16 protein-coding genes are annotated in these 13,790 nt (G+C 70.8%); 8 read left to right on the top strand and 8 right to left on the bottom strand.

Annotation, left to right across the window (positions count from 1 at the left end):
• Window positions 1-201: 201 nt before the first annotated feature.
• The 3 genes from OU416_RS32450 to OU416_RS32440 all read right to left on the bottom strand — a co-directional run bounded on the left by OU416_RS32450 (window position 202) and on the right by OU416_RS32440 (window position 2,112).
• Entirely contained in the window at window positions 202-576 is a 375-nt protein-coding gene (locus OU416_RS32450; protein WP_270930880.1) for a VOC family protein, read from the bottom strand.
• A gap of 121 nt (window positions 577-697) precedes the next feature.
• A complete protein-coding gene (locus OU416_RS32445) occupies window positions 698-1,303 on the bottom strand; it encodes a TetR/AcrR family transcriptional regulator (protein ID WP_270930983.1) in 606 nt (201 codons plus the stop codon).
• A 245-nt stretch (window positions 1,304-1,548) separates the two neighbouring features.
• Window positions 1,549-2,112, bottom strand: coding sequence for a helix-turn-helix domain-containing protein (locus OU416_RS32440; protein WP_270930879.1), 564 nt, complete (start codon window positions 2,110-2,112; stop codon window positions 1,549-1,551).
• Between the two features lie 51 nt (window positions 2,113-2,163).
• Here OU416_RS32440 and OU416_RS32435 point away from each other — a divergent pair, with 51 nt between their 5' ends.
• Window positions 2,164-3,336, top strand: a complete 1,173-nt coding sequence (locus tag OU416_RS32435; RefSeq protein ID WP_270930878.1) for a benzoate/H(+) symporter BenE family transporter — start codon at window positions 2,164-2,166, stop codon at window positions 3,334-3,336.
• On the opposite strand, the gene OU416_RS32430 is transcribed toward OU416_RS32435, so the two are convergent.
• From OU416_RS32430 to OU416_RS32410, 5 genes are all read right to left on the bottom strand, one after another.
• A complete protein-coding gene (locus OU416_RS32430) occupies window positions 3,337-3,780 on the bottom strand; it encodes a hypothetical protein (RefSeq protein WP_270930877.1) in 444 nt (147 codons plus the stop codon). It abuts the gene before it with no gap.
• The gene (locus tag OU416_RS32425) at window positions 3,777-4,259 is read right to left on the bottom strand and encodes a hypothetical protein (RefSeq protein WP_270930876.1); all 483 of its coding nucleotides are present in this window, start codon (window positions 4,257-4,259) and stop codon (window positions 3,777-3,779) included. The genes OU416_RS32430 and OU416_RS32425 overlap by 4 nt, the downstream gene beginning before the upstream one ends.
• Before the next feature lie 35 nt (window positions 4,260-4,294).
• Window positions 4,295-5,179, bottom strand: a complete 885-nt coding sequence (locus tag OU416_RS32420) for a WXG100 family type VII secretion target (protein ID WP_270930875.1) — start codon at window positions 5,177-5,179, stop codon at window positions 4,295-4,297.
• Window positions 5,176-5,520: a type VII secretion target gene (locus OU416_RS32415; protein ID WP_270930874.1), complete on the bottom strand. Its 345-nt coding sequence runs from the start codon at window positions 5,518-5,520 to the stop codon at window positions 5,176-5,178. The genes OU416_RS32420 and OU416_RS32415 overlap by 4 nt, the downstream gene beginning before the upstream one ends.
• A gap of 170 nt (window positions 5,521-5,690) precedes the next feature.
• Window positions 5,691-6,326 (bottom strand): cyclase, encoded by a 636-nt coding sequence (locus OU416_RS32410; protein WP_270930873.1) that lies wholly within the window; start codon window positions 6,324-6,326, stop codon window positions 5,691-5,693.
• Window positions 6,327-6,696: 370 nt separating this feature from the next.
• Between OU416_RS32410 and OU416_RS32405 the strand changes: the two genes are divergently transcribed.
• From OU416_RS32405 to OU416_RS32375, 7 genes are all read left to right on the top strand, one after another.
• Complete coding sequence (locus tag OU416_RS32405) at window positions 6,697-7,575, top strand: TIGR03619 family F420-dependent LLM class oxidoreductase (RefSeq protein WP_270930872.1); 879 nt, start codon at window positions 6,697-6,699, stop codon at window positions 7,573-7,575.
• A 217-nt stretch (window positions 7,576-7,792) separates the two neighbouring features.
• Complete coding sequence (locus OU416_RS32400) at window positions 7,793-8,464, top strand: HAD family hydrolase (RefSeq protein WP_270930871.1); 672 nt, start codon at window positions 7,793-7,795, stop codon at window positions 8,462-8,464.
• Entirely contained in the window at window positions 8,461-9,486 is a 1,026-nt protein-coding gene (locus OU416_RS32395) for a phosphotransferase family protein (protein WP_270930870.1), read from the top strand. Before OU416_RS32400 ends, OU416_RS32395 begins: the two co-directional genes overlap by 4 nt.
• Window positions 9,487-10,698 carry an acyl-CoA dehydrogenase family protein gene (locus tag OU416_RS32390; RefSeq protein WP_270930869.1) on the top strand — a complete coding sequence of 404 codons (1,212 nt, stop codon included), beginning with the start codon at window positions 9,487-9,489 and terminating at the stop codon, window positions 10,696-10,698.
• A gap of 52 nt (window positions 10,699-10,750) precedes the next feature.
• Window positions 10,751-11,506, top strand: a complete 756-nt coding sequence (fabG, locus tag OU416_RS32385) for a 3-oxoacyl-ACP reductase FabG (RefSeq protein ID WP_270930868.1) — start codon at window positions 10,751-10,753, stop codon at window positions 11,504-11,506.
• A complete protein-coding gene (locus tag OU416_RS32380) occupies window positions 11,503-12,687 on the top strand; it encodes an acyl-CoA dehydrogenase family protein (RefSeq protein ID WP_270930867.1) in 1,185 nt (394 codons plus the stop codon). Before fabG ends, OU416_RS32380 begins: the two co-directional genes overlap by 4 nt.
• Window positions 12,684-13,781, top strand: a complete 1,098-nt coding sequence (locus OU416_RS32375) for an acyl-CoA dehydrogenase family protein (RefSeq protein ID WP_270930866.1) — start codon at window positions 12,684-12,686, stop codon at window positions 13,779-13,781. Before OU416_RS32380 ends, OU416_RS32375 begins: the two co-directional genes overlap by 4 nt.
• Window positions 13,782-13,790 lie beyond the last annotated feature (9 nt).

Genomic DNA, 13,790 nt, shown 5'->3' with positions numbered 1-13,790 from the left:
AAAGATCTCACCCGATCGATGCCGAAGCCGGTGCTGTTCCCCGAAAGCAGCTTGGTGTTCGGTAGCTGCGAAGGCCCCTCCGGTCCCCCGCCCTGGAGGGGCCTTCGCCTTTTGCGCGGTATTTCCGGTTCCGCCGCGCGGGGTCGTCCGATTTCAATGGAAATCGGACGTGGAGATTTCCATTGAAATCGCGGCCCCGGATCAGGCCGGGGACATGACCTCGTAGAGGTTTCCGGTCTCGTCGCAGAAGAACAGGCCTCGGGGGCACAGCGGGTGGTCGATCCGCCCGTTGTCCGGTTCCATCGGACTGCTGCCGAAGGCGACGCCGCCTTCGCGGAGGCGGGCGAGGATCTCGTCGAAGTCCTCGGGCGTCACGTCGAACGCGAGGTGGTGCGGTTCGGCGCCCGGCACCGCCATGAACTGCAGGGTCAGGGAATCGTTGACCTCTACCGGGGCGAACTTCCCGTCGAAGCCGTCCGGCGGCAGGCGGCGCAGGCCGAGGATCCCGGCCAGGAAGTCGGCCGCCGCCGCGTTGTCCCGAGCCGGAACGATGGTGTGGTTCAGGGTGATGGTCATGCAGTCCCGCCTCTCCGCGTTTTTCAGCGGTGGTCGCGTCCGGATTGATCTTGCGTTGTGCGGTTGCACCACGGTCCCCTGAGGTGCGGTTGAGCAGGGCTCAGGTTGGCGCACAGGGGCGTCATGCCGCTTCCACCAGCGCACCGTGCAGGAAGAGGTCGACGAGCTCGGCGGGTTCCACCCCGGCGGATTCGCCGCCCATGCGCCCGCGCGTGTACAGGAATCCGATGAACATCGCGGTGAGCTTCTCCGGCGGCAGCCGCAGCGAATCCCGCTCCGGTTCGAAGAGCTCGGCCACCGCATCGCGCACCTGGCGCCCGCCATCCCGGTCCTCGGGGTTCGGCCGCTCCTTCGCGCGCTTCATCCGGAGCTTGCCCGCCATGGCGTTGCGCGCACCGCTCGGGTGCCCGGTGGCGTGCAGCGCACCGGCCAACGCGCCGATCCGCTCCAGGTGCGCGGCCAGCGCATCCGCCGCGGCGCGGAGCCGGTCGGCCAGCGGGTCGTCGAGCGAGATCGAACCGATCTCCCGCGTCACCTGATCCGGCCGGAGCGCTTCCTCCATGCACGACGAGATCAGCTCGTCCTTGTCCTCGAAAACCCGGAAGATGGTCGCCTCCCCGATCCCGGCCGCCCGCGCCACCTGCTTGGTCGTCACCGCCGCCCCGTACTCGGCCACCAGCGGAATCGCGGCAGCGATGATCATCGCCCGCCGCTCCTCCGGACTCATCCCCGGCGCCCGGCGCCGCGTCGTCTCACCCATGCCCACCACCGTACGGAGTGAGCACTCACTCCGTCAAGGACGAAGTGAGTGCTCACTCCGCTCCACGGCCGGGCTCCGCCAAGGACGACTCACCACTGATGCCTCGGCCGCACGAAGGTTTTGGCAGGTGATGGCCCGTGAGCGTTTTGTGGTGCTATAACACCACAAAACGCTCACGGGGCCTGAACAGCGGAAACACTCCCCGAGCCATCTCAGGCCGGGTCGGGGTAGCGCATCACCAGCGTCGCGAGGACGTCGTCGGCCGGAGCCTGGTAGACGTGGTCCACTCCGCCGTCGAAGCGGATGTAGTCGCCGGGACCGAGGGTCTCCGGGGCCGATTCCGGTCCGGTGACCAGGGTTCCGGAGTGCACCAGCAGCTGCTCGACCACGCGCGGGCGGTGCGCGGCGGAGACGTACTTGGAACCCGCGCGCACGCGCAGCCGGTAGATCTCCTGGCGCTGCCCGCCCGCGACCACCCGGTCCATCAGCTGCACCTCCACCACCTGCCCGGACAGCTCCGCACCGCCGGCGCGGTTGACCACCACGGCGGGCTCCGCGTCGGGCTCCGGCTCCGCGACCAGCAGCCGCCCCAGGGGAACGCCGAGGACCCCGGCCAGCGCGTAGAGGGTTTCCAGCGTGGGATTGCGGCGCCCGGCCTCCAGCTCCGACAGCGTCGCCTTGCCGATCCCCGCCCGCCGCGCGGTCTCCGACAACGACAGCTCGCGCTCGGCGCGGGCCGCGCGCAGGTTCGCCCCCACCACCTTGACCAGCTCCACCGCTTCCTCCTAGCATCGCCGTCGTTCCATATACAGAACGGACGGATTCCAGTGCAGTTGCGTCAACGACTCCCCACCGCTTCGGCGTCCACTCTGGTCGCCGGTGGCATCACCACGCTGGTCGGGGTGGTCAGTTCGGCGGCCATCGTCTTCCAGGCCGCTCGCGCGCTCGGCGCCGGGCCCGCCGAGATCGCCTCCTGGATCCTCGCCCTGGGCGTGGGCATCGGCGTCACCTCGATCGCGCTGTCGCTGCGCTACCGGGCTCCCGTCGTGCTCGCCTGGTCGACACCCGGTGCCGCGCTGCTGGCCACGAGCGGTCACGGCGTTTCGATGTCCGAGGCCGTCGGCGCGTTCCTGCTGGCCGCCGCGCTGACCGTCGTGGTGGGGCTGACCGGCTGGTTCGAGCGCGCGGTGGACCTGATCCCCGCCTCGATCGCCGCCGCCCTGCTCGGCGGGGTGCTGCTGCAGTTCGGCATCGGCGTGTTCACCACCATGCAGGACCAGTTCTGGCTCGTCGCGGCGATGCTGGCGGGCTACCTGCTCGGCAAGCGCTTGCTGCCGCGCTACGCGGTGCTCATCGCGCTGGTGGTGGGCGTCGCGCTCACCGGCGCGCAGGGTTCGCTGCGGCTCGGCGGCGTCGAGATCGCGCTGGCCGCTCCGGTGTGGGTGTGGCCGAGCTGGTCGCTGCACACCACGATCAGCATCGCGATCCCGCTGTTCGTCATCACCATGACCTCGCAGAACCTGCCCGGCGTCGTCACCCTGCGGACGCACGGCTACTCGACCCCGGTGTCACCGCTGCTGTCCTGGACCGGTGCGGTGAACGTGGTGCTCGCGCCGCTGGGCTGCTTCGGCATCAACCTGGCGGCGATCACCGCCGCGCTGTGCATGGGCCGCGACGCCCACGAGGATCCGGCGCAGCGCTACAAGGCGAGCATCGCCTCCGGCGTCTGCTACCTCCTGCTGGGCATCTTCGGCGCGACGCTGGGCAGCCTCATCGCGGCGTTCCCGCTGGCGCTGATCACCGCGCTGGCCGGGATCGGGCTGCTCGACACCATCGGCGGTTCGCTGGCCAAGGCCACCGAGGACGCCGACAGCCGCACCGCTGCGCTGATCGCGTTCCTGGTCACGGCCTCGGGACTGACGCTGTTCGGCATCGCCTCGGTGTTCTGGGGACTGCTCGCCGGCGTGGCCGCGCACCTGGTCATGCGGCGGCGGAGCTGATCAGCGCGGCGCGCCGCGGCGCCGGACGAGCAGCACCACCAGTCCCAGCAACGGCAGCACGACCGCGGTCGCCAGGCCGTACTCGAACGCCGCGGAGGAGACAAACGACCGCAGCCCGGCAGCAGTTCCCTGCCACGCGGTCACCGGCTGGTCGCAGGTGATCGAGGCGGGGCCGGAGAACCAGCGCGGCACCTCGATCTCCTCGACCTGCCGCTGCGGTTCGACCTTCCGGGCCGGCCCCGCCTCGGGAACCACCTCGCAGGTGCCGAAGCGGTTGAACTGCAGCACCACGTCACCGGTCGTCCACCGGTGCGGCTCAGCGCGGTCGACCGCGATGCCGGACACCGACCCGGCCACGATCACGCCGATTCCGGCGATGCCGAACAGCGCGCTGAGCACCACCAGCAGACAGCCCGGCAGCAGCAGCCGACGGGGCTTGGTCACCACTGGCTCGGTCGGTCCATCCAGCTGTTGTTCCCGAGGTCATCGGGATCGTCCCAGTTCGGCTCGGCGGGCCGCGGCGGCGCGTCCGAAGCGACGGGCTGCTCCGGCGCCGGTTCCCTGGCGGCGATGACTTCGTCGACGTCGTGGCCTTCGCGCAACAACGTGTGCGCTTCCTCGAACGCCGGCATGCCCGCGGAAAGTCCGCGCAGCACTCCGGGGTCGTCCGCGACCCGCCCGGCGCGGACGTCCTGCCAGGACAGCTCACCGGCGTCGATGCGCCGCTGCAGGTCCCGGAGCTCGGGCGGCGCCTGGTCGCCGCGCGCGAACTGCTCGATCTCGGCGAGGTCCTCGTCGGTGAACGCCGGGGCGTACCGGCCGATCTGGGCCGCTTCCTCGGCGACCCGCTTGCCCTCGGCCAGCGCGGCATCGAGCTGCTCGGTGAGCACGCGGAGATTCGGGTTGTCCAACGGATTCGACACTCGTTACGTCCTTTCCCGCCCTCGTCGCGACGCGGTCACTCGCCCGCTCCCCCGGCTGTGTTCGGTCCCCCGGTCCCGCCGGACCGCAACGAGCTCGCGCCCTTGCTCAAGCCGCGACCGGCCCACGCACCACCGGCACCGGCCATCGCCGCACCCACGGCGCCGGTCTTGACCGCCTTCTTGCCGTCGTCGATCTTCTGCTTGGCGTCCTGGGTCTCGTCGAGGACGTTCATGGCGTCGTTGACGTTGTTGACGTCCTTGATCTTCATCAACGCCGTCCCCATCCCCACGATGCCGTCGATCATCGACTTGACGCCCTCGATGATCTGCTGGACCTGGGTGATGATCCGCCGGATCGCGTCGACGATGTCGATGGCATTCTTGACCATCAGCACGACGGTGGCCCACGCGGGCGGGAAAGCGGCCTTGATCGCGGCGTCCATCAGCAGGCCGATCAGGATGTCCAGCAGGGACATCGCGGTGTTGCACATCATCCGGCAGGTGTCGGCGGTGTTCTGGAACCGGTCGCCGATCAGCTTGGCGACCTGCGAATCCGCCTCGATGCCGACGGTCCACACCACGCTGATGTGCTTCTCGAAGTTCTGCGCGGCCTCGCCCTCCCAGTGCGGCTCCAGCTCCTGGAGCCCGGCGTTGAGGTTGTTGCGCACGGCGTCGAGGGCCTTGGCGATGTTGCTCCAGGCGGCCGCGTTCTCGTCGATCTTCTCGAAGTCGCCGAGCAGCGGCTTGATCAACGAGTCGACGAGGTTCTCGCCGGTGACCTTCTCGTAGACCCAGTTGACGCTCTGCAGCTTCCACCCGGCCGCCTCGATGAGCTCCTTGGTGGACTGCAGCCCGGGCCGGTTCTGGGCGGCGGCGTTGAGCACCGCGGCGGGATCCTGGGTGTCGGCGTATCCGCTCACTTGCGCCCCCCGAGGCTGGTGGCCTCACCCATGATCGACTCGACCTGCTTGATCCGCTCGGAGTTGGCCTGGTCCTCCTTCTCGTAGACCTCGGCGGATTCCTTGAGGGCGTCCGACACACCGGTCAGCCGCTCGTTGGCGAACTCGAGGGTTTCTCCGTACAGCTTGCCGACCGCGATCACCACGGGCTGCAGCAGCGCGAGGACCCCGGTGAACCCGCTGGTGTCGGAGCCCTTGGTCTCGGCGTGCTCGCGGATCGTCAGGAAGTGCTGGGCGTTGCGGTCCAACATGCCCGAATAGCCCCGCAGTTGCTCGGGTTCGACCCGAAACTTCTCCGCCATCTCTCCTCCAGTTCGCCGCGAAACAGCAACTGTGACGAAGTTCCAGGCGTCGAGGTTCCCACCGCGACCGAACGCTTTTTCGCCCATTGGAACGGTTTTCGGGCGACGGCGGGCATTTCGGGCGCAGCCCGGGAGCGGCGGCGGGGCGCTGGGCCCCGCCGCCGTCGGGGTCAGCCGATCGTCGTGGTCGTCAGGACCGGGTTGGGGTTGGGGAAGCAGCGCGACGGCACGTTGGTGTCACCGATGATCGACGAGACCACCGCGGTGAAGGTCAGCCCCGGGTCGTCGTGACTGGTGCCGTGCAGCTTCGTCTCGATCGTGCCGGAGTCCCCGGCGGTGAGGTGCGCGATCACGGTGGGCAGCTCGAAGTCCGAGCCGCCCGCGAGCGGGCCGTCCAGGTGCAGCGTGGCGACGTTACCCTCCACGCTGATCGTCGGCGGGTTCGGGCCGAGGCCGGAACCGCCCTCCAGGTCGGCCGAGACGAACGTGGAGTTCGCCGGGATCGGGATCTTCAGGTCCATGCCCTCGATCCGCTTGACCGTGTAGCCGTTGACCTCGGCGGGAACGGTGTTCACCGCCGGGTCGATCACGATGTCCAGCGCACCGCCGGGGGCGACGGTCGCCGGCGCCGTGACGTCGGCGCCCTGCTGCAGGCTGAACTGCTGCTCGCCCACCGGGGACGAACCGGAGCAGTCGAAGTTGACGTCGAAAGCGGCAGCCAGGGCTTGCGGTGTGAACGCAAGCGCAGCGGCTGCGGTCAGGGCGGCAGCAGTGGCGACACGTCTGCCACGGGATTGGGACGTCATTGGCCTCACCTCGCAGAATCGGCAACGAAAAGGTGCGGGCCGCGCGGCGACCCAGATACTTACTGCCGAGTAAACTCCGCGTCAACGCGCCCGTCGTTCCCACAATTAACAGTGCGCACCGAGCGCCACACCCCGTGGGCCACCATCGCGCGCACAACCGCCGTACTGATGGATGACGTTGCGACGAACGGGTTTCCGCGAAAGCCGCAACGCGCGCTCCCGCAACCCGCGGTGATCAGCGACCTGCCATTGGTGGTAGTTGCACGCTCACCCGGGGCAACGGGGCGCTCGCTGGTCCGAACGCCGCCCGCGGTGCGCCCGTTCCGACCAGAGCTGGCACCCGAGACCCCGCACCGACACCATGATCTCCATGCGCCTTGGACTGACCCTCCCCCAGTTCGGCCCGTTCTCCGACCCGCTCCTGGTGCCGCGGCTGGCGGCCGAAGCCGAAGCGCTCGGCTTCGAAAGCCTCTGGGCGGGCGAACGCGTGCACGCCGCCGCCGACCCGATCACGCCCTACCCGGGCGGCACCATGCCCGAGCAGTTCCGCAGCGGGCTCGACCCGCTGCTGGTGCTGACGCTGGCGGCCGGCGCCACCACGCGCCCGCTGCTGGGGACCAGCACGCTCAACGCGCCGCTGCACCCGCCGATCCACCTGGCCCGCAGCCTCGCCGGGATCGACCAGCTCAGCGGCGGCAGGCTCATCGCCGGGTTCGGGCTGAGCTGGTCGCGCGACGAGTACGACGCGGTCGGGGTGCCGTGGCGGGAGCGCGGCGCGCGGCTGGACGAGACGCTGGACGTGCTCGCGGCGCTCTGGGACCCGGACCCGGTGCAGCACAGCGGAAAGTTCTGGACCATCAGCCCCGGCCACTTCCAGCCCAAGCCCGCGAAGCAGGTGCCGATCTACCTGGGCGGACTCTCCCCGGTGGCGTTCCGCCGGATCGGCCGCCGCGCGGACGGCTGGCTCGGCGTCGCGCTGCCGGTGGAAGCGCTGCGCAAGGCGATGGCCGACATCGACGACCAGGCCCGGCGAGCCGGGCGCGGACCGATCGCCACCGCCGTGCGCATCAACGTCAAGCAGGACCCCGATGCGGTCGGCCAGCTCGTGGACTACCTGCACGAGCTGGCCGGGCTCGGCGTCGCGGACGCCTTCGTCGACCTCCAGTTCAGCACCGCGACACCGGCCGAACTCCTGGACCGCGCGGCCCGCATCCGCCACGGCTTCCAGTCGTCCGGCAGTTCTGCCTGAAACTGACCGGACGGCCCGGGTGCAGCGGGGTGGCAGTTTCCGGCAAAACTGCCGTCCCCACCAGCCCGACCGGACGTTGCCGGGCCCTGCGCCACCCGGGGGAGCGCCAATTTCGTACGAAATTGACACCTCCCCCCGAGCCGTTGGTGTCGTCTTCTCGCGGGGAACCGCTCGCGGGCTCTAGCGCTACATACCGGCTAGTCGGTACGGTCCTGGTATGGGTTCCGGTGATGCGACCTGCCCGGTCCGGGCGGTGATCTTCGACTACGGCGGAGTGCTGACCACCTCCGGCCGCGCCGCCCTGCACGGCTGGATCGAGCAGGAGGGCATCCGCCCGGAGACGTTCTCCGCCGCGATCAAGGAATGGCTGTCGCGCGACGCACCGCCCGGCACCCCGATCCACCGGCTGGAGCTCGGCGAGCTCGGCGCCGAGGAGTTCGACCGCACCCTCGCGCGGCGGCTGCGCACCGTCGACGGATCACCGGTCGCGCCGGAGGGCCTGCTCCAGCGCATGTTCGCCCGGATGCGCAGCGAACCCGCCATGCTCGACCTGGTCCGCGCTCTGCGCACCGGCGGCGTCCGCACCGCGCTGCTGTCCAACAGCTGGGGCAACGACTACCCGTGGGACCTGCTCGACGGGCTGTTCGACGTCGCGGTCATCTCGGCGGAGGTGCGGCTGCGCAAGCCCGACCCGAGGATCTACCGCATGACGCTGGAGCGGCTGGAGCTGTCCGCCGGGCAGGTGGTGTTCGTCGACGACGGCGCGCCCAACGTCGACGCCGCCCGGAACCTGGGCATGCGCACCGTGCTGCACACCGATCCCGCGGAGACCCGCGCGCAGCTCTCCGCCCTGACCGACGTCATCCCGCTAGGCAAGGAGTCCCGATGACCGCCGAACCGCTGCCCGGCCTCGACCTGGACCGGCTGCGCGCCCACCTCGACGCCGAGCGGCCCGGGCTGCTCGGCGGGCCGCTGACCGGCGAACTCGTCCAAGGTGGACGGTCCAACCTGACCTACCTGGTCAGCGACGGGAGCGGGCGCTGGGTGGTGCGCAGGCCGCCCCTGGGCCACGTGCTGGCCACCGCGCACGACATGGGCCGCGAGTTCCGGGTGATGTCCGCGCTGGCCGGGACGGACGTGCCGGTGCCGCGCACCCACCTGCTCTGCCAGGACGACAGCGTGCTCGGCGCCCCGTTCTACGTCATGGAGTACGTGCCGGGCACCGTCTACCGCACGCAGCGGCTGACCGAGCAGCTGACGCCGCAGGAGCGCGTCGAGCTGTCCTGGCAGCTGGTGGACGTGCTCGCCGACCTGCACTCGATCGACCCGGAACCGGTCGGGCTGGGCGACTTCGGCCGCCCGCAGGGCTTCCTGGAACGCCAGGTGCGGCGCTGGAGCAAGCAGCTGGCCGCCTCCCGCAGCCGCGACATCGACGGCATCGAGGAGCTCGCCACCCGGCTGGCGGGCAACCTCCCCACCACCTCGCGCACCGGCATCGTGCACGGCGACTACCGGCTGGACAACGTGATCGTCGACGATCAGCGGATCACCGCCGTGCTGGACTGGGAGATGGCCACCCTCGGCGATCCGCTCACCGACCTCGGGCTGCTCGCGGTGTACTGGGAGGGCTTCAGCGGCATCGAGCACAACCCGATCGCCAAGGGCATCGGCCCGGAGCACGGCTTCCCCACCGCCCAGCAGCTGCTGGCGCGCTACGCCGAGCGCAGCGGCACCGATCTGTCCGAACTGGACTGGTACGTGGCGTTCGGCTTCTTCAAGATCGCGGTGATCCTGGAGGGCATCCACTACCGCTTCATCCACGACCAGACCGTCGGCGAGGGCTTCGACCACGTCGGCGCGCTGGTGACCCCGCTCGTCGCGCAGGGCCTCGCCACTCTCAAGGAGGACTGAATGGACTTCGGCTACGACGCACGCACCCAGGAACTGCGCGAGCAGCTCCTGGACTTCATGGACGCCCACGTCTACCCGGCCGAGCCGGTGTTCCTGCAGCAGCTCGCCGAGGCCGAGGACGAGTGGGCGGCGCACCCGCCGATCATGGACGAGCTCAAGGCCGAGGCGCGCAAGCGCGGCCTGTGGAACCTGTTCCTGCCCGGTGAGCACGGCGCCGGGCTGACCAACCTGCAGTACGCGCCGCTGGCCGAGATCATGGGCCGCGCCGGGCGGCTCGCGCCGGAGGCCACCAACTGCTCCGCGCCGGACACCGGCAACATGGAGGTGCTGGCGCAGTTCGGCACCGAGCAGCAGAAGCAGCAGTGGCTGAAACCGCTGCTGGAGGGCGAGATCCGCTCCGCGTTCTGCATGACCGAACCCGACGTCGCCTCCTCCGACGCCACCAACATCGGCACCCGCATCGAGCGCGACGGCGACCACTACGTCATCAACGGCCGCAAGTGGTTCTCCTCCGGCGCGATGAACCCGCGCTGCGCGATCCTGATCGTGATGGGCAAGACCGACCCGGACGCCGAGCGGCACCGCCAGCAGAGCCAGGTGCTGGTGCCCAGGGACACCCCGGGCGTGCGGATCGAGCGCAGCATGCACGTCTTCGGCTACAGCGACGCCGACCACGGCGGCCACGCCGAGGTGGTGTTCGACGACGTCCGCGTGCCGGTGGACAACGTCATCTCGGGCGAGGGCGAGGGCTTCGCGATCGCCCAGGCCCGCCTCGGGCCGGGCCGCATCCACCACTGCATGCGCGCCATCGGGATGGCCGAGCGGGCCCTGGAGCTGATGTGCCGCCGCACCAGCGAGCGCATCGCCTTCGGCAAGCCGCTGGCCGAGCAGGGCATCGTGCAGCACTGGATCGCCGAATCGCGGGTCAAGATCGAGCAGGCCCGGCTGCTGGTGCTCAAGACCGCGTGGCTGATGGACACCGTGGGCAACCGCGGCGCGCACACCGAGATCCAGGCGATCAAGGTGGCGGTGCCGGAGATGGCCACCTGGGTCATCGACCGCGCCATCCAGGCCCACGGCGGCGGTGGTGTCAGCCAGGACTTCCCGCTGGCCAACCTCTACGCCCACGCCCGCACCCTGCACATCGTCGACGGCCCCGACGAGGTGCACCGCCGCTCGCTGGCCCGCCGCGAGCTCAAGAAGTACCGCTGACCGCCCGCCGTCGTTGAGCACGGTGCAGACCCACAACGCACAAGGAGATTCCATGGCAGACAGTCGAGTCGCGATCGTCACCGGTGCCGCCCGCGGGATCGGCGCGGCGACCGCCAAGCGGCTGGCCGAGGACGGCTTCGCCGTCGCCGTCATCGACCTCGACGAGAAGCACTGCGCCGACACGGTTTCCGCGATCGAGGCGGCCGGTGGCAAGGCGCTGGCCGTCGGCTGCGACGTCAGCGACGCCGACCAGGTGCAGGCCGCGGTGGACCGCGTCGCCGCCGAGCTCGGCGCCCCGACCGCGCTGGTCAACAACGCAGGCGTCATCCGGGACAACATGCTGTTCAAGATGTCCGAGGACGACTGGGACGTCGTGATGGGCGTGCACCTGCGGGGCGCGTTCCTGATGAGCCGCGCGGTGCAGAAGCACATGGTCGAGGCCAAGTGGGGCCGCATCGTCAACCTCTCCAGCACCTCGGCGCTGGGCAACCGCGGCCAGGCCAACTACTCCACCGCGAAGGCCGGTCTGCAGGGCCTGACCAAGACGCTGGCCATCGAGCTGGGCAAGTACGGCGTCACCGCGAACGCCATCGCGCCCGGGTTCATCGCCACCGACATGACCAGGGCCACCGCCGAGCGGGTGGGCATGGAGTTCGAGGAGTTCACCAAGGCCGCCGCGGCGAGCATCCCGGTGGCCCGGGTGGGCCAGCCCGAGGACATCGCCAACACCGTGTCGTTCTTCCTCGACGAGCGCGCCGGATTCGTCTCCGGCCAGGTCGTCTACGTGGCCGGCGGGCCGAAGGCATGAGTGCCGACGCCACTGAGATCCGCGGCCGGGTGGCGGAGTTCCTCGCCGCGCACGATCCGCAGCGCACCGACCGGGTGGAGTTCCTGCGGGCGCGCTTCGACGCCGGGCTCGCGTGGGTGCACTTCCCCGCCGGGCTCGGCGGCCTCGGGGCCGCGCGGGAGCTCCAAGCGGTCGTCGACACCGCCTTCGCCGAGGCGGGCGCGCCGGACAACCAGCCCCAGCTCAACGTCATCGGCCTGGGCATGGCCGGGCCCACCATCCTGCGCTTCGGCACCGACGAGCAGCGCCGCCGCTTCCTGCGTCCGCTGTGGACCGGGGAGGAGACCTGGTGCCAGCTGTTCTCCGAACCGGGCGCCGGATCGGACCTGGCCGCGCTGTCCACCCGGGCGGTGCGCGATGGCGAGGAGTGGGTGGTCGACGGGCAGAAGGTGTGGACGTCGCTGGCGCACCGGGCCCGCTGGGCGATCCTGGTCGCCCGCTCCGATCCCGACCAGCCCAAGCACAAGGGCCTGAGCTACTTCATCTGCGACATGACCGCGCCGGGCGTGGAAGTGCGCCCGCTGCGGCAGATCACCGGTGAGGCCGAATTCAACGAGGTGTTCCTGACCGGGGTGCGGATCCCGGACTCGCTGCGGCTCGGCGAGGTCGGCCAGGGCTGGCAGGTCGCCATGGGCACCCTGATGAACGAGCGGGTGGCCATCGGCGGGCGCACGCCCCCGCGCGAGGGCGGCATGATCGGTGAAGCCGCCGAGGCCTGGCGCGCGAACCCGGACAAGCGCACCCACGGTCTGCACGACCGGCTGCTGCGGCTCTGGGTGGACGCCGAGGCGACGCGGCTGACCAGCATCCGGCTGCGCCAGCAGATGGCCGTCGGCGAACCGGGACCGGAGGGTTCGGCGGTGAAGGTCTCCTTCGCCGAGCAGAACCAGGCGATCACCGGTTTCGAGCTGGAGTTCCAGGGCGAGGCCGGGCTGGGCTACGACGACTGGACCTTCCGCCAGCCCGACTTCGCCTCGCTCACCAAGCGCGGGGCCGGTTTCCGGTACCTGCGGGCGAAGGGCAACTCCATCGAGGGCGGCACCACCGAGATCCTGCGCAACGTCATCGCGGAGCGGATCCTGGGGCTGCCCCAGGAGATCCGCACCGACAAGGACCGGCCGTGGAAGGAGTTGCCGCGATGAGCGCGCCGGACCTGCTCTACAGCGAGCTGGAGGAAGACCTGCGGTCCACCGTGCGGCGGCTGCTGCGCGACCGCTGCGACTGGACCGCGGTGCTGGCCCGCTGCGAGACCGACGAGCCCTACGACCTGGCGCTCTGGCGCACCCTGGCCGGCGAGCTCGGCCTGGCCGCGCTGCTGGTGCCCGAGGAGCTCGGCGGAGCCGGGGCCAGCGCCCGGGAGCTGGCGGTGGTGGCCGAGGAGATCGGTCGCGCGGTCGCCCCGGTGCCGTTCCTGGGCAACGTGCTGGCCACCGCGGCGCTGGTGGCCTGCGCGGAGCCGCCGGCCGAGCTCGCCGACGGATCGCGGATCGGCACCGTCGCGGTCGGGTTGACCACCCCGCCGCAGGCACCGTTCCCGCAGGCGGTGAAGGCCGACGGAGCGGCGCTGACCGGCGCGGTGTCAGCGGTGGTGGACCTGGAGGTCGCCGACCTCGTCGTGGTCCCGGCGACCGATGCCGACGGCCCGGCGCTGTACCTGGTGGACACCTCGGCGACCGGGGTCACCCGGACGCCGACCACGCCGCTGGACCTCACCAGGCGGTTCGGCACCCTCGACCTGGACGGCGCACCCGGCAGGCGGCTGGCCTCCGGCGCCGACGCCGAGCGCGCGCTGCGCCGAGCGCTGCTGACCGCGGCCGGGATGCTGGCCTCCGAGCAGGTCGGGCTCGCGCAGCACTGCCTGGACTCCACAGTGGACTACGCGAAGACCCGCTACCAGTTCGGCAGGCAGATCGGCTCGTTCCAGGCGGTCAAGCACCGGCTGGCCGACCTGTGGGTGGGCGTCAGCTCGGGGCGCGCGGTGGCCCGCAACGCCGCGGACGCGCTGGCCCGGGACACCGAGCCGGAGCTCGCGGTGGCCATCGCCCAGGCGCACTGCTCGGACCTGGTGGTGCTGGCCGCTGAAGAGCACCTCCAGCTGCACGGCGGCATCGGCATGACCTGGGAGCACCCGGCCCACCTCTACCTGGGCCGGGCCAAGAGCTCCCAGCTCGCCTTCGGCATCGCCGAAACCCACCGCAAGCGCATCGGCGAGCTCGCCGACCTGCCCACCCCGTAGCGGTCGTGT

Origin of the sequence: Saccharopolyspora indica (assembly GCF_027853965.1) — a bacterium.
Taxonomy (GTDB): Bacteria; Actinomycetota; Actinomycetes; order Mycobacteriales; family Pseudonocardiaceae; genus Saccharopolyspora; species Saccharopolyspora indica.
This window is presented reverse-complemented; position numbering and strand designations above follow the sequence as displayed.